Source organism: Clostridium acetobutylicum ATCC 824, from assembly GCF_000008765.1.
Taxonomy (GTDB): Bacteria; Bacillota; Clostridia; order Clostridiales; family Clostridiaceae; genus Clostridium_S; species Clostridium_S acetobutylicum.
The window spans coordinates 3,133,614-3,159,749 of sequence record NC_003030.1 but is presented as its reverse complement, the minus strand read 5'-3'; the positions used below and the strand labels follow the sequence as shown (position 1 = coordinate 3,159,749).

21 protein-coding genes and 1 riboswitch are annotated in these 26,136 nt (G+C 29.2%); of the genes, 11 read left to right on the top strand and 10 right to left on the bottom strand.

The features are described 5' to 3' along the window. Nucleotides 1-106: 106 nt before the first annotated feature. The 3 genes from CA_RS15510 to CA_RS15500 all read right to left on the bottom strand — a co-directional run bounded on the left by CA_RS15510 (nucleotide 107) and on the right by CA_RS15500 (nucleotide 3,260). Complete coding sequence (locus tag CA_RS15510; protein WP_010966299.1) at nucleotides 107-955, bottom strand: polysaccharide deacetylase family protein; 849 nt, start codon at nucleotides 953-955, stop codon at nucleotides 107-109. A 243-nt stretch (nucleotides 956-1,198) separates the two neighbouring features. Then, the gene (locus CA_RS15505) at nucleotides 1,199-2,212 is read right to left on the bottom strand and encodes a lysylphosphatidylglycerol synthase transmembrane domain-containing protein (RefSeq protein ID WP_010966298.1); all 1,014 of its coding nucleotides are present in this window, start codon (nucleotides 2,210-2,212) and stop codon (nucleotides 1,199-1,201) included. Then, complete coding sequence (locus CA_RS15500; RefSeq protein ID WP_010966297.1) at nucleotides 2,193-3,260, bottom strand: glycosyltransferase family 4 protein; 1,068 nt, start codon at nucleotides 3,258-3,260, stop codon at nucleotides 2,193-2,195. Before CA_RS15500 ends, CA_RS15505 begins: the two co-directional genes overlap by 20 nt. Nucleotides 3,261-3,483: 223 nt before the next feature. After that, a riboswitch (TPP riboswitch) is annotated at nucleotides 3,484-3,632 on the top strand. Nucleotides 3,633-3,724: 92 nt separating this feature from the next. Between CA_RS15500 and thiC the strand changes: the two genes are divergently transcribed. Both thiC and CA_RS15490 read left to right on the top strand, forming a co-directional pair. Next, complete coding sequence (gene thiC / locus CA_RS15495; protein WP_010966296.1) at nucleotides 3,725-5,035, top strand: phosphomethylpyrimidine synthase ThiC; 1,311 nt, start codon at nucleotides 3,725-3,727, stop codon at nucleotides 5,033-5,035. A 125-nt stretch (nucleotides 5,036-5,160) separates the two neighbouring features. Then, a complete protein-coding gene (locus tag CA_RS15490) occupies nucleotides 5,161-5,889 on the top strand; it encodes a DUF2161 domain-containing phosphodiesterase (protein WP_010966295.1) in 729 nt (242 codons plus the stop codon). 115 nt (nucleotides 5,890-6,004) lie between these two features. On the opposite strand, the gene CA_RS15485 is transcribed toward CA_RS15490, so the two are convergent. Further along, nucleotides 6,005-7,903: an ABC-F family ATP-binding cassette domain-containing protein gene (locus CA_RS15485; RefSeq protein ID WP_010966294.1), complete on the bottom strand. Its 1,899-nt coding sequence runs from the start codon at nucleotides 7,901-7,903 to the stop codon at nucleotides 6,005-6,007. A gap of 395 nt (nucleotides 7,904-8,298) precedes the next feature. On the opposite strand from CA_RS15485, the gene CA_RS15475 reads away from it, so the two are divergent. Together CA_RS15475 and pdaA are read left to right on the top strand one after the other, a co-directional pair. Continuing rightward, nucleotides 8,299-9,885 (top strand): DEAD/DEAH box helicase, encoded by a 1,587-nt coding sequence (locus CA_RS15475; RefSeq protein ID WP_010966292.1) that lies wholly within the window; start codon nucleotides 8,299-8,301, stop codon nucleotides 9,883-9,885. A 105-nt stretch (nucleotides 9,886-9,990) separates the two neighbouring features. Next, nucleotides 9,991-10,878: a delta-lactam-biosynthetic de-N-acetylase gene (gene pdaA / locus CA_RS15470; protein ID WP_010966291.1), complete on the top strand. Its 888-nt coding sequence runs from the start codon at nucleotides 9,991-9,993 to the stop codon at nucleotides 10,876-10,878. A gap of 125 nt (nucleotides 10,879-11,003) precedes the next feature. Here pdaA and CA_RS15465 read toward each other — a convergent pair whose 3' ends face one another. Then, on the bottom strand, nucleotides 11,004-11,405 hold the full coding sequence (locus tag CA_RS15465) for a CBS domain-containing protein (RefSeq protein ID WP_010966290.1): 402 nt from the start codon (nucleotides 11,403-11,405) through the stop codon (nucleotides 11,004-11,006). A 442-nt stretch (nucleotides 11,406-11,847) separates the two neighbouring features. Between CA_RS15465 and abc-f the strand changes: the two genes are divergently transcribed. Then, on the top strand, nucleotides 11,848-13,434 hold the full coding sequence (abc-f, locus tag CA_RS15460; protein WP_010966289.1) for a ribosomal protection-like ABC-F family protein: 1,587 nt from the start codon (nucleotides 11,848-11,850) through the stop codon (nucleotides 13,432-13,434). Nucleotides 13,435-13,551: 117 nt separating this feature from the next. Continuing rightward, nucleotides 13,552-16,482: an insulinase family protein gene (locus CA_RS15455; protein ID WP_010966288.1), complete on the top strand. Its 2,931-nt coding sequence runs from the start codon at nucleotides 13,552-13,554 to the stop codon at nucleotides 16,480-16,482. 37 nt (nucleotides 16,483-16,519) lie between these two features. Here CA_RS15455 and add read toward each other — a convergent pair whose 3' ends face one another. The 4 genes from add to CA_RS15435 all read right to left on the bottom strand — a co-directional run bounded on the left by add (nucleotide 16,520) and on the right by CA_RS15435 (nucleotide 19,634). Continuing rightward, on the bottom strand, nucleotides 16,520-17,524 hold the full coding sequence (add, locus tag CA_RS15450; RefSeq protein WP_010966287.1) for an adenosine deaminase: 1,005 nt from the start codon (nucleotides 17,522-17,524) through the stop codon (nucleotides 16,520-16,522). A 3-nt stretch (nucleotides 17,525-17,527) separates the two neighbouring features. Then, nucleotides 17,528-17,989 (bottom strand): dihydrofolate reductase, encoded by a 462-nt coding sequence (locus CA_RS15445; protein WP_010966286.1) that lies wholly within the window; start codon nucleotides 17,987-17,989, stop codon nucleotides 17,528-17,530. Next, nucleotides 17,989-18,780 (bottom strand): thymidylate synthase, encoded by a 792-nt coding sequence (locus CA_RS15440; RefSeq protein ID WP_010966285.1) that lies wholly within the window; start codon nucleotides 18,778-18,780, stop codon nucleotides 17,989-17,991. Before CA_RS15440 ends, CA_RS15445 begins: the two co-directional genes overlap by 1 nt. A 290-nt stretch (nucleotides 18,781-19,070) precedes the next feature. Beyond that, the gene (locus tag CA_RS15435) at nucleotides 19,071-19,634 is read right to left on the bottom strand and encodes a rubrerythrin (protein ID WP_010966284.1); all 564 of its coding nucleotides are present in this window, start codon (nucleotides 19,632-19,634) and stop codon (nucleotides 19,071-19,073) included. A 228-nt stretch (nucleotides 19,635-19,862) separates the two neighbouring features. On the opposite strand from CA_RS15435, the gene CA_RS15430 reads away from it, so the two are divergent. The 3 genes from CA_RS15430 to CA_RS15420 are packed head-to-tail and all read left to right on the top strand — an operon-like array spanning nucleotide 19,863 to nucleotide 20,907. Next, on the top strand, nucleotides 19,863-20,258 hold the full coding sequence (locus tag CA_RS15430) for a DUF2089 domain-containing protein (RefSeq protein WP_010966283.1): 396 nt from the start codon (nucleotides 19,863-19,865) through the stop codon (nucleotides 20,256-20,258). Between the two features lies 1 nt (nucleotide 20,259). Beyond that, the gene (locus tag CA_RS15425; RefSeq protein ID WP_010966282.1) at nucleotides 20,260-20,643 is read left to right on the top strand and encodes an SHOCT-like domain-containing protein; all 384 of its coding nucleotides are present in this window, start codon (nucleotides 20,260-20,262) and stop codon (nucleotides 20,641-20,643) included. Between the two features lie 12 nt (nucleotides 20,644-20,655). Continuing rightward, on the top strand, nucleotides 20,656-20,907 hold the full coding sequence (locus CA_RS15420) for a hypothetical protein (protein WP_010966281.1): 252 nt from the start codon (nucleotides 20,656-20,658) through the stop codon (nucleotides 20,905-20,907). A 35-nt stretch (nucleotides 20,908-20,942) separates the two neighbouring features. On the opposite strand, the gene CA_RS15415 is transcribed toward CA_RS15420, so the two are convergent. After that, on the bottom strand, nucleotides 20,943-22,031 hold the full coding sequence (locus CA_RS15415) for a tetratricopeptide repeat protein (RefSeq protein WP_010966280.1): 1,089 nt from the start codon (nucleotides 22,029-22,031) through the stop codon (nucleotides 20,943-20,945). Nucleotides 22,032-22,283: 252 nt separating this feature from the next. Between CA_RS15415 and CA_RS15410 the strand changes: the two genes are divergently transcribed. Beyond that, on the top strand, nucleotides 22,284-22,904 hold the full coding sequence (locus tag CA_RS15410) for a uracil-DNA glycosylase (protein ID WP_010966279.1): 621 nt from the start codon (nucleotides 22,284-22,286) through the stop codon (nucleotides 22,902-22,904). Between the two features lie 14 nt (nucleotides 22,905-22,918). Further along, nucleotides 22,919-26,077 (top strand): SNF2 helicase associated domain-containing protein, encoded by a 3,159-nt coding sequence (locus CA_RS15405; protein ID WP_010966278.1) that lies wholly within the window; start codon nucleotides 22,919-22,921, stop codon nucleotides 26,075-26,077. The last annotated feature ends 59 nt before the right edge of the window (nucleotides 26,078-26,136 follow it).

Here is a 26,136-nt window from a genome sequence, read left to right as displayed (position 1 = left end):
TTTTATCTTTTTATTATATATATTTTATCACCGTATGATAAAATTTAAATAAGCTTGAAGTAGTATAGAAAGTAAATTATTCATACACTTATGGTGTATGAATAATTTATGTTATTTTATCGAATGAATAGCCTAGGCTTTTCAAATAATCAATTATAGTTGGCAATGCTTCAACAGTAGTCGTTTTTGCAGGAGCATCATGCATTAGAATTACTACCGTTTGTTGATTTCCAGTGTATCTCTTAATATTTTGTATTAATTGTTGAGTTGAGACATAAGGGTGTTCCGCATCACCATTCATATCATTCCAATCTACAAATCTAAAGCCGGCAGAGGTTACTGCATCTTTAAAAGGTTTTAGCCTATTTCCAAAAGAACCTCCAGGAAATCTAATTAATTTAGGCGTATATCTATCACCTAAAATTGATTTTAGGACAGAATCGCAATGATTAATATCATCTAAAAACTGTTGTGGAGTCTCTCTATAAGATATCATATGAGAATATGTATGATTACCTATAGAATGTCCATCATTAGCCTCATCTTTAACCAAATCAGGATATCTTTCTGCATTTTGACCAATTAGAAAAAATGTAGCTTTAATTTGATTTGCATCTAATATACTCAATATCTTTTTTGTATTGTTTGATGGTCCGTCGTCAAAAGTTAAGTAGGCTACTTTTTTATTGTCTGTTCTCTTAATTAGCCATGGTTGAAAATCTCCTGGTACTATTGTTGAAGTTTGTTTTGCTTGCTTGTCTTTTTTCTTATCGTGATTTTTTGATTTCGCCAGCATACTCTTTTTATGAGCTGTATGGGCCGTTGCTACGTTTTTTTTACGATAGTATGTCCCAAAGATAAAAAAAGATGTCCAGCATATTATTACAATTGAGAATACTATTATAGACCTCATAATCAAAAGTTTTCTTCTCTTTTTTTGTTTTTCATTATTCAAGAAATTCACCCTCTAAAATATTATAATTACCATTAATAAAAACTACATATTAATATATTAGTTTACAGTTGTTTTAATTCATACAAAATAATTACAAGGTGCATAGTTGCAGAGTTAAAAATTATAATTGTAGATTAACCAGTTACTCACCTTCTTCCTTAAACATTATAACTCATAATATATATATATTAGAATAGTATTTTGTTAAATCTTTGAATATTTTTTGTAGATAAATAGTGTATTTTATTTTTTTATTGGTTTTTTAGAGGATATCATTGAAAACAAACTCCCGGAAAGAATACAAGAATAATAAGAAAGTATTCTCCAAATTAGTATGGCTGATAGAATAATTTTTCTAGGAAAAAATAAACCAAATATTAAGAAAAAGCCTCCTTCAGCACCACCTTCACCACCAGGAAGAGGTATACAAGACATAATTATTGTTAAAAAAACTTGAGCTGATATCATAGTGAAAATACTTGCTGAACTGAACCCAAAGCTTCTATAGACACAATAGGGAATTGAGTAATATATTGTCCATTGAATAAAGGTTAAAATACAAGCATTAAAACACACTATTTTGTTATTCCATATTATCGATGAATTTTTATGAAAATTAACCAAGCCAGCTTTTATTTTTTCAAATCTTTTTTCTGGATTCTTTAGAATTCTAATTTTGCCTAAAAAGTGTGTTATAACATAAAGCAATTTTTCAGTTAACTTGTGGTTTATTAAGAAAGAGCATGCAACTACAATAATTAAAGTATTAAAGGTAAAACCTGCAACCCAAAAGTATGTGAAATATTTTATATTGTTCTTAAAATAATTAAATTTAAATAGTACAACCAGTATAGAATATATTGTGAATACCGTTTGGTGAACTATAAATTTTATCATTAGTATTGAGCTTGCACTAGCTCCAGGAATTCCGTATTCTGTCATAGCATAGAATTGAGCTGGTTGACTACCAGATGCAAAAGGAGTAATTGATCCCCAAAATTGACCTATCATAGCGAACTTTATGGATTTAGTAAATAGGTGTTTAGATTTATGAATTATTATAGTTATAATATGAAGTATTATAGATTCAAGTATCCAAAATATAACCATAAAAAACAAAGCTATGATTATCCAATAAATATTTAAGCTTGATATAATTGAAACTAAGGATGCTGAATTTTTGTTAAATAGAAAGAAAGATAAAAATATGCAAGCGCATAATACTACTACGATTAAATTAAATATTTTGTTTCCCATTAATATTATTACTCCTGGATTTTATTTTTTTATAGGATATCTTATAGTAAAATGATTCCCATTGTTTTAAAACATGTTCTTTAGAATAAAAATTGTGACAGCGCGCTGAGTTTTCAGACCACTTATTATAGATAGTATTATCATTTTTAAGATTTCTTATTATATTAGCAAAATCATTGACACTATTTCCTTTTAAATAGTAATCGAATAATATAGCGTTATATATGTCTATATCGCGTAAAAGAACTGGTAATTTTAATGAAAGTGCTTCTAATATTGACATTGGAAATAATTCATTATAAGAAGGTAAAAACATTAAATCTGCAATATTATAAAGAGAATTCATTTTGTCTCTATCTATAATTCCTAAAAATTTCACATTAGCAGGAGGATTTTTTACTATCTTTTTTAATTCTTCATAACCTTCAGTTATACTACCAAAGGAAAAACCACCTGCCCATATGAATTGAATATCAGGAAGCTTTTTTGCGGTTTCTATAAAATCTAAAACTCCTTTTCTAGTTTGTACCTGGCCAACACCTAAAACTATAAATTTACTTGTTTCAACGCCAAAAGATTTTTTTAAGGTGACTCTTTTTTCTTCATCGTATTTATAAAAATTATCTTCTGATACGAAGTTTGGTATATAAGTAACCCTTGATTTATCTATACCGTAATTTGATAAGACATCTATAAAATATGGGTTTACAACTACCAAATAATCAACACTTTTGTAAAACCAAATTATGTATTTATAAAAAATTTTCTTGATTATAAAGGGAAGCTTAAGACTATTTTCAATGGTTTCAGGTACAAAGTGAACGTATGCTACTGTAGTACCTTTAAGTTTGAAAAGCGGTATACTAAGAAAAAATTTGAAGTCTATAGTGTGATAGTGGGTTATATCGCAAAACTTAAATTTATTTATATAAGTTCGGAAACTTGAATTAAGTTCGGTTTTAACTAAATTAACCTGTTCAAGATAGGCTGACATAACACCTTGACCTTTAACTTTTTCTGCTGAAGATAACATGTTGATTGTATGCATAAATAAGTCTCCTTTGAATAGTTAATTGGTTTATAGAAATATTGCATAATTAAATACAACTGTTAATCATTTATTTCCATACAAATTCTATTATATACCATAAACATTAAAAATCACTTTAAAATTTCTTAATAATTTCTTTTGTTATTCATATTTTAATGAGTGATAAATAAGTACTTGATGCATAGGAGTGTAAAGTGATATAATTAAGGAAAATTAAATATATTTTAGCTAGGGGTGCCTTTTAAGGCTTTTATAGTTGATATCATTAAAAATATTTAACTAATAAAAGACTTTAGGCTGAGAGGAGAAATCCAACCCTTTGAACTTGATGTAGTTAATACTACCGTAGGGAAGCAGTGCATTGTATATTATAGAAGTTTAGTAAGCTTGCCCTTTTGGCGAGCTTTTTTTATTTTTATGATGCAACTGAATCCTAATATAAAATTAAAGGAGAGTATATTATGGATTACACAACGCAAATGGATGCAGCGAAAAAAAATGTGACAACTAAGGAAATGGAGGTTGTTGCAGAAAAAGAACAAATGGAAATCAGTGAATTAAAAATGCTAATGGCAGAAGGTAAGATAGTAATACCAGCTAATAAAAACCATAAGTCATTAAGTGCAGAAGGTGTTGGACAAGGACTTAAGACAAAAATAAATGTAAATTTAGGTATATCTAAGGATTGTCAAAATGTAGATATGGAGATGAAAAAAGTTGAAATAGCAATAGCTATGAAAGCAGAAGCAATTATGGATTTAAGTTCTTTTGGTAAGACGGAGGAATTTAGAAAAAAATTAATTAATATGTCAAAAGCTATGATTGGAACTGTGCCCATATATGATGCTATTGGATTTTATGATAAGGAATTAAAGGATATAACAGCAGAAGAAATGATAGGTGTTGTTGAAAAACAAGCTAAAGAGGGCGTTGACTTTATGACTATTCACGCTGGAATAAATAGAGAAACTGCTGAAACTTTTAAAAGAAATAAAAGGGCTATGAACATAGTTTCAAGAGGAGGCTCTCTTTTATATGCTTGGATGGAGTTAAATAATAAAGAGAATCCGTTTTATGAATACTATGATAAAATACTTGATATATGTGAAAAATATGATGTAACAATAAGTCTTGGCGATGCATGTAGACCGGGCTGTATAGATGATTCTACAGATGCAAGTCAAATAACAGAACTTATTAAATTAGGAGAACTTACAAAAAGAGCATGGGATAGAAATGTGCAGGTTATGGTTGAAGGTCCAGGACATATGGCATTAAATGAAATACAATCTAATATGATTATTGAAAAAAAGCTATGCCATGGAGCACCATTTTATGTGTTAGGACCTATTGTTACTGATATAGCACCGGGATATGACCATATAACTAGTGCTATAGGAGGAGCTGTTGCTGCTGCTAGTGGAGCAGATTTCTTGTGCTATGTAACCCCAGCAGAACATTTGAGGCTTCCTAATATTGAGGATATGAAGGAAGGTATTGTAGCGTCAAAAATTGCTGCACATGCTGCTGATATTGCTAAAAATGTAAAGGGAGCTAGAGATTGGGATAATAAAATGGCAGAAGCTAGACAAAAATTAGATTGGAAGGCTATGTTTGATTTATCAATAGATCCTGAAAAGGCTATAAGATATAGAAAAGAGTCTACGCCTGAAGATCCTGATACTTGCACTATGTGTGGTAAAATGTGTTCAGTTAGAAATATGAATAAGGTTATGGCAGGTAAGGATGTTAATATATTAAGAGAGGATTAATTTTTAAGTAAGTTAGGTACAAGAAAAGTTAAATTAGCTTTTTTTGTACCTTTTATTTATATAATTAGACTAACTTTAAAACCTCGTGTATTATTATATATTATAAGATAATTTAGGGGGAAAATATGGCTGCTAAAGATAGAACAGAATCAGATATGAGTAAACCCATTGAAGATTTTTTTACAAACGATGGGTATGTGGTTAGAAATGAAGTTGAGGATTGTGATGTAACTGCTATTAAGGAAGATATATTAATTGTTATTGAACTTAAAAAGAATTTAACTGTAAAGTTACTTTCGCAAGCTGTAAAAAGGCAAAAGACCGCAGATCTTGTGTATATTGCTGTTCTGAAACCTAAGAAGATGAAAATGAATTCTAGCTTAAGGGATATATATCATTTAATAAGAAGGCTTGAATTAGGTTTAATATGGGTTTCGTTTGTAGGCAATAAAGGAATTCTTGAAATAGCGATAGAGCCAGAAGCTTTTGATAGGAAGAAAATCGTAAGTATGAACAAAAAAAAGAGGGACAAAATAATAAATGAAATAAAAAATAGACATAAAAATTTCAATGTTGGCGGAAGCGTACATAAAAAGCTTATAACGGCATATAGAGAGCAAGCTATTTTTATTGCGTGCTGCCTTAAAGAGTTTGGGTCTATGTCACCAGCTTCTTTAAAAAAGTTAGGTACAGATGAGAAAAAGACATCTTCTATATTATATGTCAATCATTATGGGTGGTTTGATAGGGTTGGTAGAGGAATATATAAACTAAATGATATGGGTTACAAGGCTCTAGAAACCTATAAAGAAATTGCTGAATATTACTATGAAAAAATAAACCAAAATACATAGAGGTAAAATAGGAATTTTATATATGAAATTTTTTATTTTGGCTATTGAATTCATTTTAAAATACTAAAAAGCTGAATTGATTAAGGGTATGCGTATCAATTCAGCTTTTTAGTTGTTAGCTGTTTTTAATCCTTTCAGCTAATTCATTTAAATATTCCCATCTATCATATAAAGTTTGAAGTTTTTCCTCTAGCTCTTTCTTTTGAGGCATAAGATCTTCTAGAAGCATATAATCGCTTCCAGCGGAATTAATTTTAGCTTCAATTGAAGTTAATTCGTTTTCAGCAGCTTCAATTACGGAATCTATTTTTTCATATTCCATTTGTTCTTTAAAAGAAAACTTAAGCTTTGTAGATTTGGGTTTTTCTGATTTTACTTTATTTTTAGTAGGTGTATTAGCCATTTCTAACTTTTCTTCAGATTTTGATTTCTCAAGGTAGTCAGAATAGTTTCCAGTATTATAATCAATAACGCCGTTTCCCTTAAATATTAAAAGTTTGTTCGCAAGCTTATCAAGGAAGTATCTGTCATGTGATACTGTTAGTATAGTACCTTCAAAATATTGGAGATAATCTTCTAGTATAGTTAGTGTTTGTATATCTAAGTCGTTGGTAGGTTCATCTAAAATAAGTACATTTGGAGCTTCCATTAAAATTCTAAGAAGATATAACCTTCTTCTTTCTCCTCCAGATAACTTTAATATAGGTGTCCACTGCATTTCTGAGGAAAACAAAAATTTTTCAAGCATTTTTGACGCGCTTATGAGCTCGTTATTTGAATCTCTTATGAATTCAGCGCCTTCTTTTATATAGTCAATAACACGTAAATTTTCATTCATATTTGAAGAATCTTGAGAAAAATAACCTATTTTAACTGTTGCACCTAAATCAATTGTTCCACTATCAGGTGATGTTTTGCCGCATATAATGTTTAAAAGGGTAGACTTCCCGATACCATTATGTCCTACAATACCAATTCTATCTCCTTTTGAGAAAATGAAACTAAAATTTTTTATGAATTCGGTGCCATTAAAGGATTTGTTAAGATTTTTAATTTCAATTACTTTTTTTCCTAATCTAGAACCAGAAGTTGAAATTTCAATTTTATCTTGAATTATAGTGTCATCTTGACTATTTAACTCATCAAATCTTTGAATTCTGGCTTTTTGTTTTGTTGATCTAGCTTTTGCACCTCGCCTAATCCAAGCAAGCTCTCTTCTTAATAAATTATCCTTTTTTTGCTTTGAAGATATTTCAAGTTGCTCTCTTTCTAGCTTTTTTTCAAGATAAACGCTGTAGTTACCAACGTAGGAATAAAGATTTCCGTTATACAGCTCAAAGATTTTATTTGAAATTCTGTCAAGAAAGTATCTATCATGAGTTATCATAAATACAGAACTTTTTGTTGAAGTTAGGTACTGTTCAAGCCATTCTATTGTTTCATTATCTAGATGATTTGTAGGCTCATCTAAAACTAAAAGGTTTGAAGGAGTTATAAGAGTTTGAGCAAGACAAATACGTTTCTTTTGACCACCTGATAAGGTTTTTATTTTAGCATTGAAATTTTTTATACCTAATTTAGTGAGTATCGTCTTAGCATTACTCTCTATATTCCATAAATCTAGTGCATCCATTTGCTCAGTTAAATTAAGAAGTGTTTTTTGAACTTTTTCGTCATCAGGATGCATAGCGGAATTTTCAAGAGCAGTCTCATATTCTCTAAGAAGATTCATTTCTTTAGAATTTCCTTGAAAAATTTGTTCTAGTACTGTGGCATTGTCGTAGAAGTTTTCGTTTTGAGAAAGATAACTCATAGACAAGCTATTTGAGGTTATTATATTTCCACTGTCATACTCCTGAATTCCACATAAAATTTTGAGGAGTGTTGATTTACCTGTACCATTGATACCTATGAGACCTATTTTTTCGCCTTCACTTATGCTGAGTGAAATTTTATTTAAAAGAGTTTTTTCTCCATAACTCTTTGATATATTTTCTAAAGTTATTAAATTCATAATTGAAATCCTTTCTTATTATATAGGATGTTTTAGCAGATATTTCAGTGAGAAGTTTATTCTGCTAGCTATTTTATATAGATTATAACATGTCTTGAGTAAGCATGGCTACAGGAAGCTTATTTAAAATACGGAGAACAAAGAGTTTAATAATAAATATAATGGGCTTCGCCCAAACCTTGATAGGTTTATTTTCATTTAAACGTATACTTAGGTTGCTTATTGCTTTACTGTATGTTAATATTGTTTATGGTAAAATACTTATATTTTTTACTGGTGCATGAAAATTTTTAATTTGGGCAATACTAAAACTATAGTTTGATTTTAGTGGCTGTTGATGCGTCAACAGCTTTTTTTTAGAGCGAAAGTTATGAAGTACAGGAAGGAAAGATTTAATGGAAAACAAAAAATTTAGTGATTTAAAATTGAACAGTAGTGTTCTAAAAGCAATAGATGACATGGGGTTTGAGGAGCCATCGAAAATACAAGCAGAAGCTATTCCAGTTGTTATAGATGGATATGATATGATAGGTCAGGCTCAAACAGGAACGGGAAAGACTGTTGCATTCGGAGCACCAATAATAAGTAAAATAAAAGACATTGATGAAAAAGAGGGCGTACAGGCAATTATATTAACTCCTACAAGAGAACTTGCCATTCAAATAACTGATGAATTAACAAGATTGTCTAAATATGCAAGAGTAAGGGTACTACCAATATACGGTGGACAGTCAATAGAAAGACAAATGAGAGCCATTAAAAGAGGAGTAGATGTTATAGTTGCAACTCCTGGAAGAATAATGGATCATATAAAAAGAAAAACAGTAAAATTAGATAAAGTTAAGTTTTTGGTTTTAGATGAAGCGGACGAAATGCTTGATATGGGATTTATAGATGATATAGAAGGCATAATAAAGAATATAAGCGGTGATAGGCAAACAATGCTTTTCTCAGCTACAATGCCAGCACCTATAAAGAAGTTAGCATCTAATTATATGAAAAAAGAAGTTAAACATATAGCGATAATAAAAAATTCTTTAACAGTAGAAAGAATACAACAATTTTATTTTGAAGTAAAGAATAAAGATAAATTTGAAGCTCTATGTAGGATAATAGATGTAGAAGAACCTGAAACAACCATTATATTCTGTAGAACTAAGAGAGGTGTAGATGAACTAGTTGAATCTATGCAATTTAGAGGATACAATGTTGAGGGTATGCATGGAGATATGAGCCAAAATCAAAGAATAAATACACTTAAAAAGTTTAAAGAAAATAATATTGACTTTTTAGTTGCGACAGATGTAGCAGCTAGAGGAATAGATGTTCATAATGTATCTCATGTAATAAACTATGATATACCTCAAGATATGGAATCATACGTTCATAGAATAGGAAGAACTGGAAGAGCAAATGCAGAAGGTATAGCTTATTCATTAGTAACTCCAAGAGAGTATGTAATGATTAAACAAATTGAAAAATTTACAAAGAGCAAAATAAGAAGAAAAGAAATACCTACAATAGATGATATTTTTGAAACTAAATACAATACTTTGACAGATAAAATAACAAAAAATATCGAAAAAGATGATTTTAAAAAGTATATCCCATTTGTACAAAAGCTTGATGATGAATTTAATTTAGTAGATGTATCAGCAGCTTTAGTAAAAATGATTTTTGATAAGGAAATGGGCTTTGATTATTCTGATGACGATAAGCTTAAGAGTGATGAAAGTGTTAGATTATTCTTTAGTGCAGGAAGAAAAGATAAACTAACAGTTAAAAAACTTCTTGAGTTTATAGATAATGCATCAGGTGTTGAAGGAAATGAGATAGGAGATATTGATATCCTTGATAAATTTACATTTGTTGATGTTCCAGAGAGACTAAGAGATGTTATAATAAGAACCTGTGATGGTAAGAAATTAAATGGAAGAAAAGTAAATATAGAAGTAGCAAAGTCTAAAAAGAAATCTAAATAATATTTTAAAAAACACTTTAGGATAAAAAGCCCTAAAGTGTTTTTTTTTACTTAAAATATATTTTAAAAAAGGGAACATAATAAATATGAAAAGGAAGTGTTACAGGTGAAAAAAAGATTTATCTTAATTTTAGTTGTGATATTAGTAAGCGTTATAGTATTACCGAATAAAGTTGCGGCTGTTAATGTACCTGTTATGCAAGAAAACACTAGATTTGATGGGGCAGAGGAACAAAAGCTTTTAGACAAAATAAAAAATACATTTTTGAATAGAGAATATAGAGGATTTAAAACTCAACCACATGAATGGTATTATATGAATAAAGGAAAGGCTTCAGAACAAGGACCTCCAAAGGAAACTTCTGAGTATGTTCCTAAATATAATTGTTATTACATTGGGGATTCTTCTAAGAAGGTAATATATCTAACCTTTGATGAAGGATACGAGAGAGGCTATACACCAAAGATTTTAGATGTTTTAAAGAAGCATAAGGCAAAGGCTGCTTTTTTTGTAGTTAAACCTTATATAACCTCAAGTCCAGAGATAGTAAAGAGAATGGAAAAAGAGGGGCACTATGTATGTAATCACAGTGTTCATCATAAATCTATGCCAAGTATATATGATGAAGCAAAGTTTAAGAGTGAGCTGGATGGTGTCGAAGAGGAATATAAAAAAGTTACAGGGAAAGAGATGCCTAAATATTTTCGACCTCCAATGGGCAAATATAGTGAATTATCTCTATATTATACTCAAAAGTTAGGATATAAGACTATATTTTGGAGCTTTGCTTATGGAGATTGGGAACCTGATCATCAGCCGGGAAAAGCAGAAGCTAAGAAAAAGATATTAGAAAAAACTCATAATGGAACAGTACTTCTTTTACATGCGGTTTCAAAAACCAATGCTGATGTATTAGATGAACTTTTAACTCATTGGGAAAAAGAGGGCTATAAAATTGGAACGTTAGATGATTTAACTATGAAAAAAAAATAAGTTACTTTATAATTCAAAATGAGTATCCTGGTAGACTTAGGATACTCATTTTTGAGGAATTCTAAAATTTATTTATCAATTAAAGGTGCAGCATTCACAAAGAATTTATTGTATATTTAAATGAATTAAACAGCATATGATTTTGAATAGTTTAAAATATCATCTTTTTTAACTATTCCTATAAATTTGTTATTATCATCTGCAACAGGTACGAAATTAGTATTACACATTGGTATGGAGATATCTTCAACGTTGTAGTTTATATTTATAGGATTATTTATTACATGTTTAATTATATCTAAAATGCCAACCTTATTAAAATCTTTTAAGTGAAGGTTTGGCGAATTCTTTATCTTTTTAACAAGATCTTCTTTGGTAATAAAACCAACATATTCACCTTTATCATTTAAAATTATAAGTTCGTGGCATTTATAATATTTCATTCTTTCAAAGGCCTGTCTTAAAGTAGAAGTTAATTTTGCGTATACAACTTGTTTTTTTGGTGTTATAAAAAACGCTATATTCATGTTTATTAACCTCTTTTCTCTTAATTACTATTACAATACTTATTATATAATACATTGTTTAAAAAGTCCATATTTTTATTGATAAATTAATAAAAATATGCAATTAAATTAATAAATTGTTAATAATACTATTGGGTTGAATTTAAAACCTATGTAAGATAAAATATAAGAAAGAAAATAATGAAAGGTAAGGTATATACAGGTGCGAAAGTAATCTTTTTTAGAATCATTAAACAAAAAGTGCATAAATTTAGTATGTTTTTTTGTTGTATTTAAAATTCTAGAGAGGATTACAAACTTAATAATTTTTATATAATGATGATAGGTTAAAGTATGTAATTAGCTTTGATACCTAAATTTTTTGTTATAGTATTAACTATTAAAGTCTAATTCTCTCTTGATAGCTGTTATGTAAGAGCTATTACTAATAGGAGGGATTTTTTTGTTGTATTTAGAAATTAATAATTTAAAAAAATATTTTAAGGATAGATTAATATTAGAGATAAATAACCTAAAAATATATAGTGGAGATAAAATAGGAGTGGTAGGCGTAAATGGTGCAGGTAAGACTACACTTCTTAATATACTATCAGGAAAAATTAAAGCTGAAGAAGGAGTTGTAAAGCTGCAAGCTTCTTATTCATATATAAGCCAGCTTGATGATATGTATTCACAGCGTGAGAAAAATTTAAGCGGGGGAGAAAGAACGAAATTAAAGATAAAAAACTCATTTAAAGAAAATGCAGAAATATTAATGGCGGATGAACCTACAGCAAATCTTGATATAGCTGCTTCAAATAAATTAGAAAAGATGCTTCTTGACTTTAATGGGGCTTTAATTTTGGTATCTCATGATAGAGAGCTTCTTGATAAGGTGTGTAATAAAATAATTGAAATTGAGAATGGAAAAGAAACTTTGTATAATAGTAATTTTTCTGGGTTCTTAAAGCAAAAAGAACTTGAAGTAAGGAGAAAAGAGTTTGAATATATCAGTTATGTAAATGAAAAGAAAAGACTTGTGAAGGTTATGAATAATATACACGATAAGACGCAGTCTATAAATAAAACACCCAAAAGAATGGGAAATTCTGAGGCTAGGCTTCATAGGATGGGAGGTCAAAAAGGAAAAGCAAATTTAGATAAGAGAAGAAAGGCAGTAGAGTCCAGAATTAAGCATATGACTGAAAAAGAAAAGCCAGCTGAGGTTATAAAATCGAAAATAGATTTTATATATTCTAAAAAAATATATTCTAAAATAATTATAAAAGGAAATAATATAAATAAGAGGTTTGGCGAAAAAATAATATTTGAAAATGCTGAGTTTAGTATACCAAATGGAATAAAGGCTGCGCTTATTGGAGAAAATGGGGCAGGCAAAACAACGTTACTTAAAATGATAATGACACATAATAAAGGTATAATTACAGCTGAAAATGCTCAAATAGGATATTTTAGTCAAGAACTTGATGTAATTTCGAAGAATAAAACTATATTAGAAAATGTTATGGAAAAGTGTATTTACGATGAGAGTTTTGCAAGACTTACACTTGCTAGATTATTATTTAAAAGTGAAGATGTTGATAAAAAGGTTTCTGAGTTAAGTGGAGGAGAAAGAGTTAAGGTGTCATTTGCCAAGATAATATTAAGTGGAAATAATGTACTTATATTAGATGAGCCTACAAATTATCTTGATGTGTATTCTATGAATGCGTTAGAAGAGGTACTTAAGGATTATGCAGGAACGGTAATTTTTGTATCACATGATAGAAGGTTTGTAAATAATATTGCTAATTTTATAATAACAATAAAGAATAACAGGATAGAACAATTTGATGGAACATACAGTGAGTATGTAAAAAAGTTAGGCAAAGGTGAAGAGGATAAAAACACTAAGGAGAAAAAAATGATTTTACAAAATAGGTTATCCAATATTATTGGGAGGATATCAGTACCATCTAAAAATGATAACTTAGAAGAATTAGATAAAGAGTATAAATTCATATTAGAAAAACTAAAAGAATTTAAGTAGGATTTTTGGATAAATTATTAATTATAGGAAATATTCTTGTAAAGATTGGGCAAAGTACCTTATAATATGTATATATTGTCACAACGTTGTTGAATTTAAATTAAGGAGTGATATTGAGTGAATTGTTTTAAAAAGGATAGCATTTATCATGGTTTTAAGTTTGTAAGTGAAGAAGATATAAATGAAATAAATTCAAAGGCTTTTATGTTTGAGCATGTAAAAAGCGGAGCTAGACTACTATATTTACAAAATGAAGATAAAAATAAGGTTTTTTCAATAAGTTTTAGAACACCACCTAAAGATAGTACAGGAGTTTTTCATATACTTGAACATTCTGTTTTATGTGGATCAGATAAATACCCTGTTAAGGAACCATTTGTTGAATTACTAAAGGGATCTTTAAATACATTTCTAAATGCATTTACTTTTAGTGACAAAACAATGTATCCGGTTGCAAGCCAAAACGATAAGGATTTCTTGAATCTTATGGATGTATATCTCGACGCTGTTTTTCATCCAAATATTTATAAGTATGAAGAGATATTTCAGCAAGAAGGTTGGCATTATGAGTTAAATAATAAAGATGAAAACATAAGTTATAAGGGTGTTGTTTACAATGAGATGAAAGGTGCTTTTTCATCCCCAGAGGGAGTTCTTATGAGAAAGATACAAAACTCTTTGTTCCCTGACAATACTTATGGTTTTGAATCTGGTGGAGACCCTGATGATATACCAGATTTAACATACGATGCTTTTTTGGATTCTCATAAGAAATATTATAGCCCTAGCAATAGTTATATATATTTATATGGAGATATGGATATAGATGAAAAACTAAAATATATCGATGAAGAATATCTAAAGAATTATGATAGGATAGAAGTGGATTCTAAAATAGAACCACAAAAGCCTATTGGAAAGTTAGTTGAGTCTTCACATGAATATCCAATACTTCAAGATGAAGGAGAAAAAGATAAAACTTATTTAAGTCTTAATTTTGTTGTAAGTAGTCCTACTGACAATGAAAAGTATTTAGCTTTCGATATGCTTGAGTACATTCTTCTTGAAAGTGAGGCTGCACCTCTTAAAAAGGCAATTATAAAAGCTGGGCTTGGAAAAGATGTATTTGGAATCTATGACAATGGAATAATGCAGACTTATTTTAGTGTGATAGTTAAAAATTCTAATGAAGAGAGAAAAGAAGAATTTAAGAAATTAGTTTTTGATACCTTGAACGATTTAGTTAAGAATGGTATAGACAAAAAATTAATAGAAGCAGCAATAAATATAAGAGAATTCGAACTTAGAGAAGCAGATTTCAAAAGTTATCCTAGAGGATTAGGATATAGTATAAAGACAATGGATAGCTGGCTTTACGATGCCAATCCAACTAATAATTTAAGATTTGAAGATGCTCTTAAAAATATTAAAAAGTCTCTTACAGAGAACTATTTTGAAAAGCTAATTGAAGATTACCTAATAAACTCTAATCACAGCAGTTTAGTAATTGTAAAACCTTCAAAAACAGTTGAGGTTAAAAAAAGTAAGAAAGAAAGTGAAGAGTTAAGTAGTTTGAAAAGTTCTCTAAGCGATGAAGAATTAAATAAAATTATTTCAGATACTAAGAAATTAAGAGAAAGGCAAACTAGTGAAGACTCTGAAGAGGATTTGAGAAAGATACCTATGCTTTCTTTAAAGGATGTAAACAAAGAAGTAGAAAAACTTCCACTTGAAGAAAGAGAAGAAGATAAAATAAAGGTTTTATACCATAATGTATTTACAAATAAAATACTTTATTTAAGGATGTATTTTGAATCTGGTGTAGTTAAATATGATGACTTGCCTTATCTCGGACTTCTTGAGAATATTCTTGGAAAAGTAAATACAGAAAAGTATAAATATGAGGATTTGGCAAATGAGATAAATATAAAAACTGGGGATATCAGTTTTGAAAATAATCTTTTTACATCAAAGGATGATGATAAGGACTATACCACAAAGTTTGTTTGCAAAACTAAAGTTATAATGGATAAGGTTGGAGATGCATTCCAGCTAATAGATGAGATAATATATCATAGTTTATTTGATGATGAAAAAAGAATTAAGGAAATAATTCAGGAAATGAGATCTAGACTTGAGATGATTATAAACCAAAGTGGAAATTCCATAGCAGCTATTAGACTTAAATCATATTTTTCACCATCTGGGGAATATAGTGAAAGACTTAATGGAATTAGTTTCTACAAGTTTATATGTAACTTAGATGAGAATTTTAGTGAAAAATTTGATGAGGTAAAGAACAAATTAAAGGGAATATGCGATACTATATTTAATAAAGATAATGTTATTATAAGTGTAACAGGTAATGATGAAGTTTATAATAAGTTTAAAGAACAATTGCCAAAGATTAAGTTAAAGAGTTTTGAGGTGCCAGCTAAATCAGAAGAATATAATAAAGTAGCTCAGTCCAATAATGAAGGATTAATTACTTCTAGTAAGGTTCAATATGCGGCTAAAGGATTTAATTTTAGAAGGCTTGGGTATGATTACTCAGGAAAAATGAAAGTTTTAAAAAGCATAATAAGTTTAAGTTACTTGTGGAATAATGTAAGAGTAATGGGAGGAGCATATGGCTGCTCTGCATACATTCAAAGAAATGGAAGTATACTCTTTGCATCTTATAGAGATCCAAATTTAACAGAAACACTTAAAATATATGATGAAGTTTATAAATACATTGAGAATTTCAATGCAGATGATTATGAAATGACAAAGTATATATTAGGAACAATATCTTCAATTGATCAGCCTCTTTTACCAAAGCAAATTGGGCAAAAATCAGATTCTTACTACTTTAATAAATTAACATATGAGGATTTACAAAAAGAAAGAGATGAGATTTTAAGCACGAAAAAGGAAGAAATAAAATCATATTCTAAACTTCTCAAGGATGTTATGGAACAAAATTATATATGCGTCCTTGGAAATGATGTTAAAATAACAGAGAACAAGGATATATTTGGAAGATTAATAAATGTATTTGAATAAAAATAAGGAGCATTTGCTCCTTATTTTTATTCTGAATTTAATCTAATTTTTTTAAAAGGTTAACTTTAAACTCTTCAGTGGCAAAAGATGCACTTATGCCATTTCTTATAACGGTTTTAATTTCTTCAATCCCGAAATCAAAAATATTTGCTAAATTTAAATATTCATCAACTAGCGAAACGTTTGATACGGTTCTGTTATCTGTATTTAATGTTACTTTAACTCCTAAATCAAAATACTTTTTAAAAGGATGATTTTTATAATTTTTTACTGCTTTAGTATCTACATTGCTTTTAGGACACATTTCCAGTGGAACTTGATTTTCGATAACATATTGCAAAATTTCTTCACTTTTATAGGCAAAAATTCCATGACCTATTCTATCTGCATGGAGAAGTTTTATAGATTTTAATATGTTTTCAGCTATTCCGGTTTCTCCAGCATGTATAGTTATTTTAATACCGTTATCATATGCTAAGTCGAAAGCTTCCTTATGTAGTTCTGGTGGAAAATCACTTTCGTTTCCAGCCAAATCCACAGCACAAACACCCTCATTATAGCTGTTAGCAAGATTAACAAGATCTATTGAACGTTCTACAGGATCATGCCTAAGAGAGCAAAGAATTAGATTTGAGTGTATACCCAGTTTACTTTCGCCATCTTGTAATGCTTCTAGAGCTGCTTCTACAACATCATTTTCATTTAAATCTTGTTCCGTGTGCTGAAAAGGTGCAAATCTTATTTCGGTATATTCAATACCATCTTTTTTTGAATCCTCAAGAAGTTCCATAGTAACTCTATATATATTTTCTTTTTTTTGCATTACCCTAATTGGAAAATAGAATTTTTCTAAATATTCCTTTAAAGAGCTACAGTTCTTAGAAATTTTTAAAGAGGACTTAAAATCTTCAGGATTTTCGTATGGTATATTTATGTTTTCTTTTAAACACAAGTCGAGTACAGTTTCTGGTCTTAAACTTCCATCCAAGTGACAGTGAAGTTCAACCTTAGGTAAATTTATAATTTGTTCTTTTATATTCATGCTTTACCTCCTTTTAAATGTTACAAAGTCATAGTCTCCATGTTTTTCAGTTGCAATTATTGAATAGTCATTTTCATCAAATTTTGGGAAAAAAGCATCTCCAGTTTGATTAGAATGAACTTTAGTTAAATAGAGAATACTGCAATACGGGATAAGTGCTCTGTATATTTCCCCTCCACCTATTATAAAATTTTCCTCGGTAGTATCTTTGAGTTCTATTATTTCATCTATACTGTGTACTATTGATACATTTTCTCTAGAGTAATTAAGGTTTTTGGTTATTACAATATGTTTTCTATTAGGCAGAACACCAGGAAGAGATTCGAAGGTCTTTCTTCCCATTATGATTGTTTTTCCTGTAGTTAATTTTTTAAACCTTTTTAAATCATCAGATATATGCCATATAAGCTTATTTTCATTTCCTATTACATAATTTTCATTTAATGCAGCTATTATACTAAGCATTACACGGCCACCTCCATTTTTATTTTATCGTGATGTTTGTAATCTATTAATTTAATGTCATCAGCTGTAAAATCATAAAAATTTTTAATGTTAGGATTTATCCACAGCTTTGGTGCTTCGTATGCCTTATCTCTTCTTTTAAGTTGAATTTTCATACCTTCAATTTGATTTTTATATATATGAGCATTATTTATCACATGAGTAAAGAGACCTGGTTTAAGGCCAGTAACCTGGGCTATTAAATGTACTAAAACTGCATATTGGCACATATTAAAAGGTACACCTAAAGGCATGTCACCACTTCTTTGAACTAGCATACAATTTAGTTTGCCATTTTGTACATCCCACAGTGTTTCATAGCAGCAAGGTGTAAGAGACATATCCTTTAAGTCGGCTATATTCCATAAGGATATAAGCATTCGTCTACTTTGAGGGTCCGTTTTTAAGGTGTCTATTAGATTGTCAATTTGTTTAAATTTAGCTACTTGATAACCGTAAGCTTTTCCTATAGTGCCGTCTTCGAGCATCCATTCATCCCATATGGTAACATTCTCATTTTGAAGTTTTCTCACATCGTTTGATTGATCTTTATATATCCACAAAAGCTCCTTTACAGAAGTTTTAAAAGCAACAAATTTTGTTGTGAGTATTGGAAACTCTTTGGACAAGTCAAACTGCATAATTTGATGAGGAAGCTTATAGGTTTCAATTCCTGTTCTATTGTTATCATAATAACCATTTTCTAAAATGTTTTCTATTATATCTAAATATTTTTCATCAGCTTTGCTCATATTTATTCCTCCAAAAGTGTGATTAAAGAAAATAAGACATGCCTATTTTCCACATAAGTAAACCAGATTTAAAATTAAGTTGAACTGGTTTTTCATCTATTTAATTATACATGTATATAAGAATTAAATGAAGTTTAAAATGTAGGAAACTAAATGAGAGGCTTAACTTAAATTAGAGCACTAAAAATTTGCCGATAAAATTATTTATAAATTAATTTTCTAAGAAATTAGATGAAAACTGAACAAAAGGACTGCTATATTATATCTATAACAGTCCTTTTTAAGATAGGTTATCTTGATGGGTTTAGATTAAGAAGCATATTGTAAAGAGATGCATGCCTTAATTCATCAGAAAGTATTTCTGTCAACATGTTTATGTGAACTCTATTTTGAAGTGCAAAGAGAATAGTTCTATAACGCTTAACAGCGTCTGTTTCTCCAATAATAGATTGCCTTATGCCATCAATATAAGAGGATGGTTTTTGGAAAGTTCCATCTTGACCTTGTGGCAATGTTCTTCTTGTAAGTTGAGTGTAGATTCGTCTGAGCATTACATTGTGTTTTCTTTCATCATCTCTTATTCCTGTTATTATACGTTTGGCTTCTGCGTTTGGAGCCACGCTAAGTAAATAGTTATAAAACAGTTCATCCTCTCTTTCACCACCTACTGATTCCTCTATTAATCTAATTGCACCTGCTAGATTTTGAGGATAAGAGTATATATTGGTGACTGTGCTAGGTGTGTTTTCTGTTCTGTATAGGTCATCATAATTATAGTTATTATAATCATAATCATCATTATAGCTATAATCATCGTAATCATTTGTGTAATTAAAAGGACAGTTATAATACATTGTAGACCTCCAAGAATTACATACATAAATAGTATATTAACTCTCGGAGAAATATGTTACAAAAAATATATTTAATCACATGAGGCTTTGAATAAAATTAATATATATATTAATAATATTAATGTATACTTTAAAAAAATTAAAAAAATTAATTTTCTAATTGAATAAATCAAATATATATGCTATATTATAGATAGTGATTAATATTTATGTAAATGAGGTGACAATTTGTCATATAAAGTTATAAATAGATGTCCTGTATGTGGAAGAAAACTTATTATTACCAGGCTAAAGTGCAGTAATTGTGAGACAACTATAGAAAATAACTTCAAAATGTCAAAGTTTGAGTACTTAACAAGTGATCAACTTATGTTCGTAGAGGTATTTCTTAAATGTAGGGGAAGTATAAAGGAAGTTGAAAAGGAATTAAATATATCATATCCAACAGTTAGAACAAAGTTAGATGAGGTTATAAGAGCTCTTGGGTATAATACTGATTCTGAAAATTCAGTTAATATTGGGAAAAAGAAAATAATAGACATGCTTGAAAAAGGAGAAATAAGTCCTGATGATGCTATAAAAATGTTAAATAAGGAAGGTAATACAAATAATGGAGGAGAATAAAATGAGCGAAGAAATGTTGAAAATATTAAAGATGGTTGAAGATGGTAAAATCAATTCTGAAAAGGCACAGGAATTAATAGAGGCGCTTGATGTAAGTAATGGCAAAGGTGAAATACAAGTAATAAATAATGAAGATATAATGGATAAAATGCTTAAGATAAAAGTTAATTCAGCAGATGGAGATAATGTAGATATAAAATTACCTATAAAACTTATAAAAACTCTTCTTAAGACTTTAGGTAAACTTCCAATAAAGGAAACAACCCCAGGAATGGAAAATATAGATTTAGAGGTTATTTCTGAAGCCATAGATAATGGTCTTATAGGAAAAATAATTGATGTTAAAAGTGCTAAAGGAGATAACGTAGAGGTTGTAATAGAGTAGGAAGTGGTTTCTTTGAGAATATATATTAAAAATAAAAATATGAGATTTGTAATACCTATACCCAATTTTTTTATAAGATTTTCCTTAAAATTTATTCAAAAGCCATTCATTCTTAGAAATATTCCTCTTAAGGATAGAAAGTATATCGAGATGATTGATTTTGATGCTTTGTATAGATGTGTTGATATACTAAAAGAATACAAGGGATTAAAAGTTGTAGATGTTGAAGATAAAGAAGGGACTAAAGTCATAATAAAAATATAAAATTTAGGAGAGTGACATGTTCACTCTCCTAAATGCTACAATGCATTTGCCTTCTTTTGAAATTCTTCAGCTTCTTTTGTCTTTCCCATTCTTTTTAAAATAAAGCTCTTGTTTGTGTAAAAATCTTTTGATTCAGGGTTTATCTCAATTGCTTTATTAATACTTTTTAGAGCATCTTCAAGATTGCCTTTATCTGCAAGAACACAAGCTTTATCATTATACGCTGCACTATTATAAGAATTGTATTTTATTGCATTATCAAATTCTTTTACAGCATCTTCTAGCTTATTAAGTGAGCGAAGTGCAAGACCTTTTGCATCATAAGCATTTGAGTATTTTGAATTTAATGAAATAGCTTTGTTAAATAGATCAATGGCTTCTGTATAATTATTACTATCGGTTAATACAAGACCTTTATTGTAATAAAGTACAGCATTTTTAGGAGATAATGAAATAGCTTTATCTAAGCAAGCTTTTGCATCATCATACAGACCCGCTGACTGAAAAAGTAATCCTTCTTTATTGTAAAAATCAGTTTTATTGGTGCTCAACTTAAGAGCCTCATCTAAGCAGCTCTTTGCATCTGTATAGTTCTTGTTGTTAACTAATGCCGAGGCTTTGTTTAAGTAGGCATCATAATATTTTGGATTGATTTTTATTGCTTCAGTTAAAGGATCAACTGCGAGATCACTTCTACCTATTTTTATTAAATCATAACCTCTTTCGTTTAAGGTTTTAGAATCTTTAAATTTTAATTCTATAGCCTTATCTAAATATTTTAATGCATCAATATAATTGCCTTGTCTTGAGAGCGCAATTCCTTTGTAAGCGTAGGCTTTTCCAAGATTTTTATTCTGTTTTATTGCACTTTCAGCACAGGAAACTGCTTCAGGATATCTTTTTAGCATAATAAAAGCGTAGGCTTTTCCTGTAATAGCATCGGTATTGGATTTATCAGAATTAATTGCAGAAGAGTAATAGTTAAGTGCTTTAGTATACTGTTTATTTGCCATTGAACTGTTAGCCTTTTCTAAAAATCCCTCACTTCTTGAGGAACAGCCAGACAAAATAAGAGTTGTAATCAAAAATATTATTGACGCATATATTGTATAATTTTTTCTCATAAAAATACCCCCCAGTGTAAACCTTTATACGTTAATTATATCATTTATATTATCGGTAAAGATATATGTTTTGATAGTATTTCTCGAGAAATGTTTGTATGTGTAATATTATTTAAAAAGTTGCTAAATATTAATAAATAAAAGTCTATACTATATGGCAACAATGTTAGTGAGTGGATTATGTAAATGTAACTTAATTAAGTTTAACTATAGAACGTCTATATGATATACTAAAATTGAGGTGATGATACAATGCTTCAATGGAGAGAATTGTATAATGAGTGTATAGAATGTCAAAAGTGCAGACTTGGAGAAAATAGAACAAATATGGTTTTTGGCGAAGGGAACCCTGAAGCAAAATTGATGTTTGTTGGGGAAGCACCGGGAGCAGACGAGGATAGACTCGGAAGGCCATTTGTCGGAAGAGCAGGACAGCTTTTGACTAAAGGATTAACAGCCCTCAATTTATCAAGAGATAGGGATTATTATATAGCAAATGTGTGTAAATGTAGGCCAGAAAAAAATAGAACACCTTATGAGGATGAAGCTGAAGCGTGCATGCCATACTTGAGAAACCAATTCGCACTTATAAAGCCTAAGATATTAGTATGCCTAGGTTCCACAGCAATGAAGTTTATTATGGAACCAGCGCTTAATAAAATCCTACAACAGAACAATACTATAGAAGAGGAAAATCTAATATGGAAGAATGGACAAATGAGAATTACTAGAGATAGAGGAAAATGGCTTAAGGTAAAGGGAATTTATATGATGGCAACCTTTCATCCAGCTGCATTATTTAGAGATGAAAATAAAAAAACAGCGTTTTGGGAGGATTTGAAATTAATTAAGGCTAAATACGTTGATCTATGATGAGGTGGTAGTTTATGTTCAACATAACCAAAGATAATATTAGAAAGCTTATGAAGCCCAAAACATATAAAGAAGCTTTGGATTTATATAATGGTAATAAGGTTTTTAATATAGTTGTAAATGAGAACCACAATGATTTTTATGATGCGAATTTTGTGAAGATTAATGCAGAAGTTATGGATGGAAGCGGAAATGATTATACTTGCATGATATTATTTAACAACAAAACAGGAATAAATATTATTAAGTGTAATTGCAGTAATGTAAAAAATAATGATATTTGCTCTCATGTAGGTGCTGTGCTTATAAAATATATAGATGGTAAAAACAATGTAAAAAGCGATTATAGTAAAAGGCTTTTGTATGGTTTAAAGCAAAGTATTATAAAGAGAGAAATAAAGGGCAAACCAATTAATATAGAGGTTAAACTTCACTATTTTACAGAAACCACAAAAAAAAGCTACATTAATATTAGAGTTGGGGAAGATAGATTATATGTAGTTAAAGATGTCTCTACGTTTTTAAAATCAATTCTTGAAAATAAACAAATAAAAATAGGAGAAAAATTTACATATTATCCTTATAAGTATTCTATAAAAAAACGTGATGAAGAGCTTTTTGAGTTATTGTTTGCCATATATCACGATAATGAAGATGTGGTAAAAGATAAGGAAAAGAGCATTTTAGGTAAAAATATATATCTAACAGAATCAGGTTTAAGTAGATTGATGATAATTTTAGAAGATAGAGATTTTAGTATTTTAATTAATGATGAAGGAATAACCGATTGTTATATAGTGGTCGATGAATTTCCAAAGATAAATCTTACTATAGAAGAAAAAGAGGAAAGTGTAAAACTAACATTATCTGGAGGAGAGCCGATATCTTTAGTTCGCGGTAATAAGTATGTATTTTATCAAGGAAAGGTATACAAGCTAGACCAATATAAGATAAATATTTATAGTCTTTTGATTAAAGTATTTTCAAATAGTAAAGTAGTAAAATATTATAAGGAAGATAGACAAGATGTATTGTCATATGTATATCCTGTTTTGAAGGAACTAGGCATAGCAGCTTGCAAAAATGTAATTAACTATGATTATTTAAAACCTAAAGTTTATATGGATAAAATTGATGAGAACATGCTTATAAACATCAAATTTGAGAATAATGATAAAAAGCTTAAGGATGTAAATGGAGAAGTATATATAATAAAGATATTGCAGGATTTTGGATTTTATAAGGATGGTGAAATAATATATATAAATGATTCTTTAGATAAAATGGTTGAGTTCATGTCTGTAGGATTGGATAAAATCCAAAGTAAGGGATATGAAATCTATTACTCAGAAAATATTAAAAAATTCAAGGTGTATTCTCCTCATATGTACAAAGGGAGTTTAAAGGTTAATGAAGGTAATATGATTGAAGTATCATTTGAAATTGATGGTATTGATAACAGTGAACTATATAATATATTTGAGGCATTGAGACTTAAAAAGAAATATTACAAACTAAAAGAAGGAGAAATTGTAGATTTAAGCAATAAGGTTATAAAAAAGATAGCTGATATGTTTAAATATATGGATTTGGACTATTCGAAGATTAACCAAAAACCAGCCATTCTTTCAAAAGAAAATGCTGCATATATTAATAGATATATTGATGAGGAAAATCTAATGTTTTTTGATAAAGACACTAGATTTGAAAGAATGGTTAAATTATCAAAAGGCTTGGAAAATATGAAAGTTGGCATTCCTAATGAATTTAATAGTATAATGAGAGATTATCAAAAAAGGGGATTTAGGTGGTTTAAGTCATTAGACCATTTTGGTGTAGGGGGAATATTAGCAGATGAGATGGGGCTTGGGAAAACCCTTCAGACAATTGCATTTATTTCATCAGGTACAGGGCATAAAGAAACTAGTATTATAATAGTACCTACATCCATAGTTTATAATTGGAAAGAGGAAATAGAAAAATTCTCTAAGAATCTCAAGACATTAATAATATCAGGGACTAAAAGAGAAAGAGCTGAAGCTATAGGAGAGTATTATAATTACGATGTCCTAATAACGTCTTATTCACTTATAAGAATGGATATAGAGGAGTACTCCAAAATAAAATTTAAATATTGTATTTTGGATGAGGCTCAGTATATAAAAAATAAAAATTCGTTGATTACAAAAGCAGTAAAAAAAATAAGGGCTAAAAATTGCTTTGCACTTACAGGAACACCAATAGAAAATTGTCTTTCAGAGTTATGGTCTATATTTGATTTTATAATGCCCGGATATCTTTTAAGCTACTCAAAGTTTGTAAATAAATATGAAAATCCAATAATAAAGGAAAAGGATAAGAGGGCTCTTTACGAGTTAAATAGACATATTGAACCTTTTATCTTGAGAAGGCTTAAAGAAAGTGTAGTAAAAGAACTTCCCTCTAAGGTTGAGCATAAGATACTTATTGAAATGTCTCAAAAACAAAAAGAAGTATATTATGCATATCTTAAAAATGCTAGAGAAAAGATATATAGAAGTATAGAAGAAAAGGGAATTAATAATAGCAAGTTTATAATATTTTCACTTTTGACAAGACTTAGGCAGATATGCAGCAATCCAAGAACTGTAGTGGAAAACTATAATGGAAAAAATGCGAAAATGGATGTTCTTATGGATACCATAAAAACATCCATAGCTAATAGGCATAGAATTTTGGTTTTTTCTCAATTCACTAGTGTTCTTAAAAGTATAAAAGATAAGTTAATTGAAAAAGATATAGATGTTATGTATCTTGATGGAAATACTAAGATGAAGGATAGATTTCAGCTTGCGGATGAATTTAATAAGGGTAAGGGAGAAGTGTTCTTAATATCGCTTAAGGCAGGTGGAACAGGTCTTAATTTAACAGGAGCGGATATTGTTGTGCACTTTGACCCATGGTGGAATCCAGCAGTAGAAAATCAAGCTTCAGATAGAGCTCACAGAATAGGGCAAAAGAAAAATGTTGAGATTATAAAGCTTATAACTCGTGGTACCATTGAAGAAAAAATATATAAATTACAACAAGAAAAGAAAAAAATGGTCGATAATGTATTAGGTGACAAAATGTTCTCAGAAGAGAATGTACTATTAAACTTAGATGAACAAAAAATAAAAAACATATTTGGTTAAGGGGTATAAAAAATATAGGGAGAAGAACATAAACTTAACTTACAACTATATAAAATTAA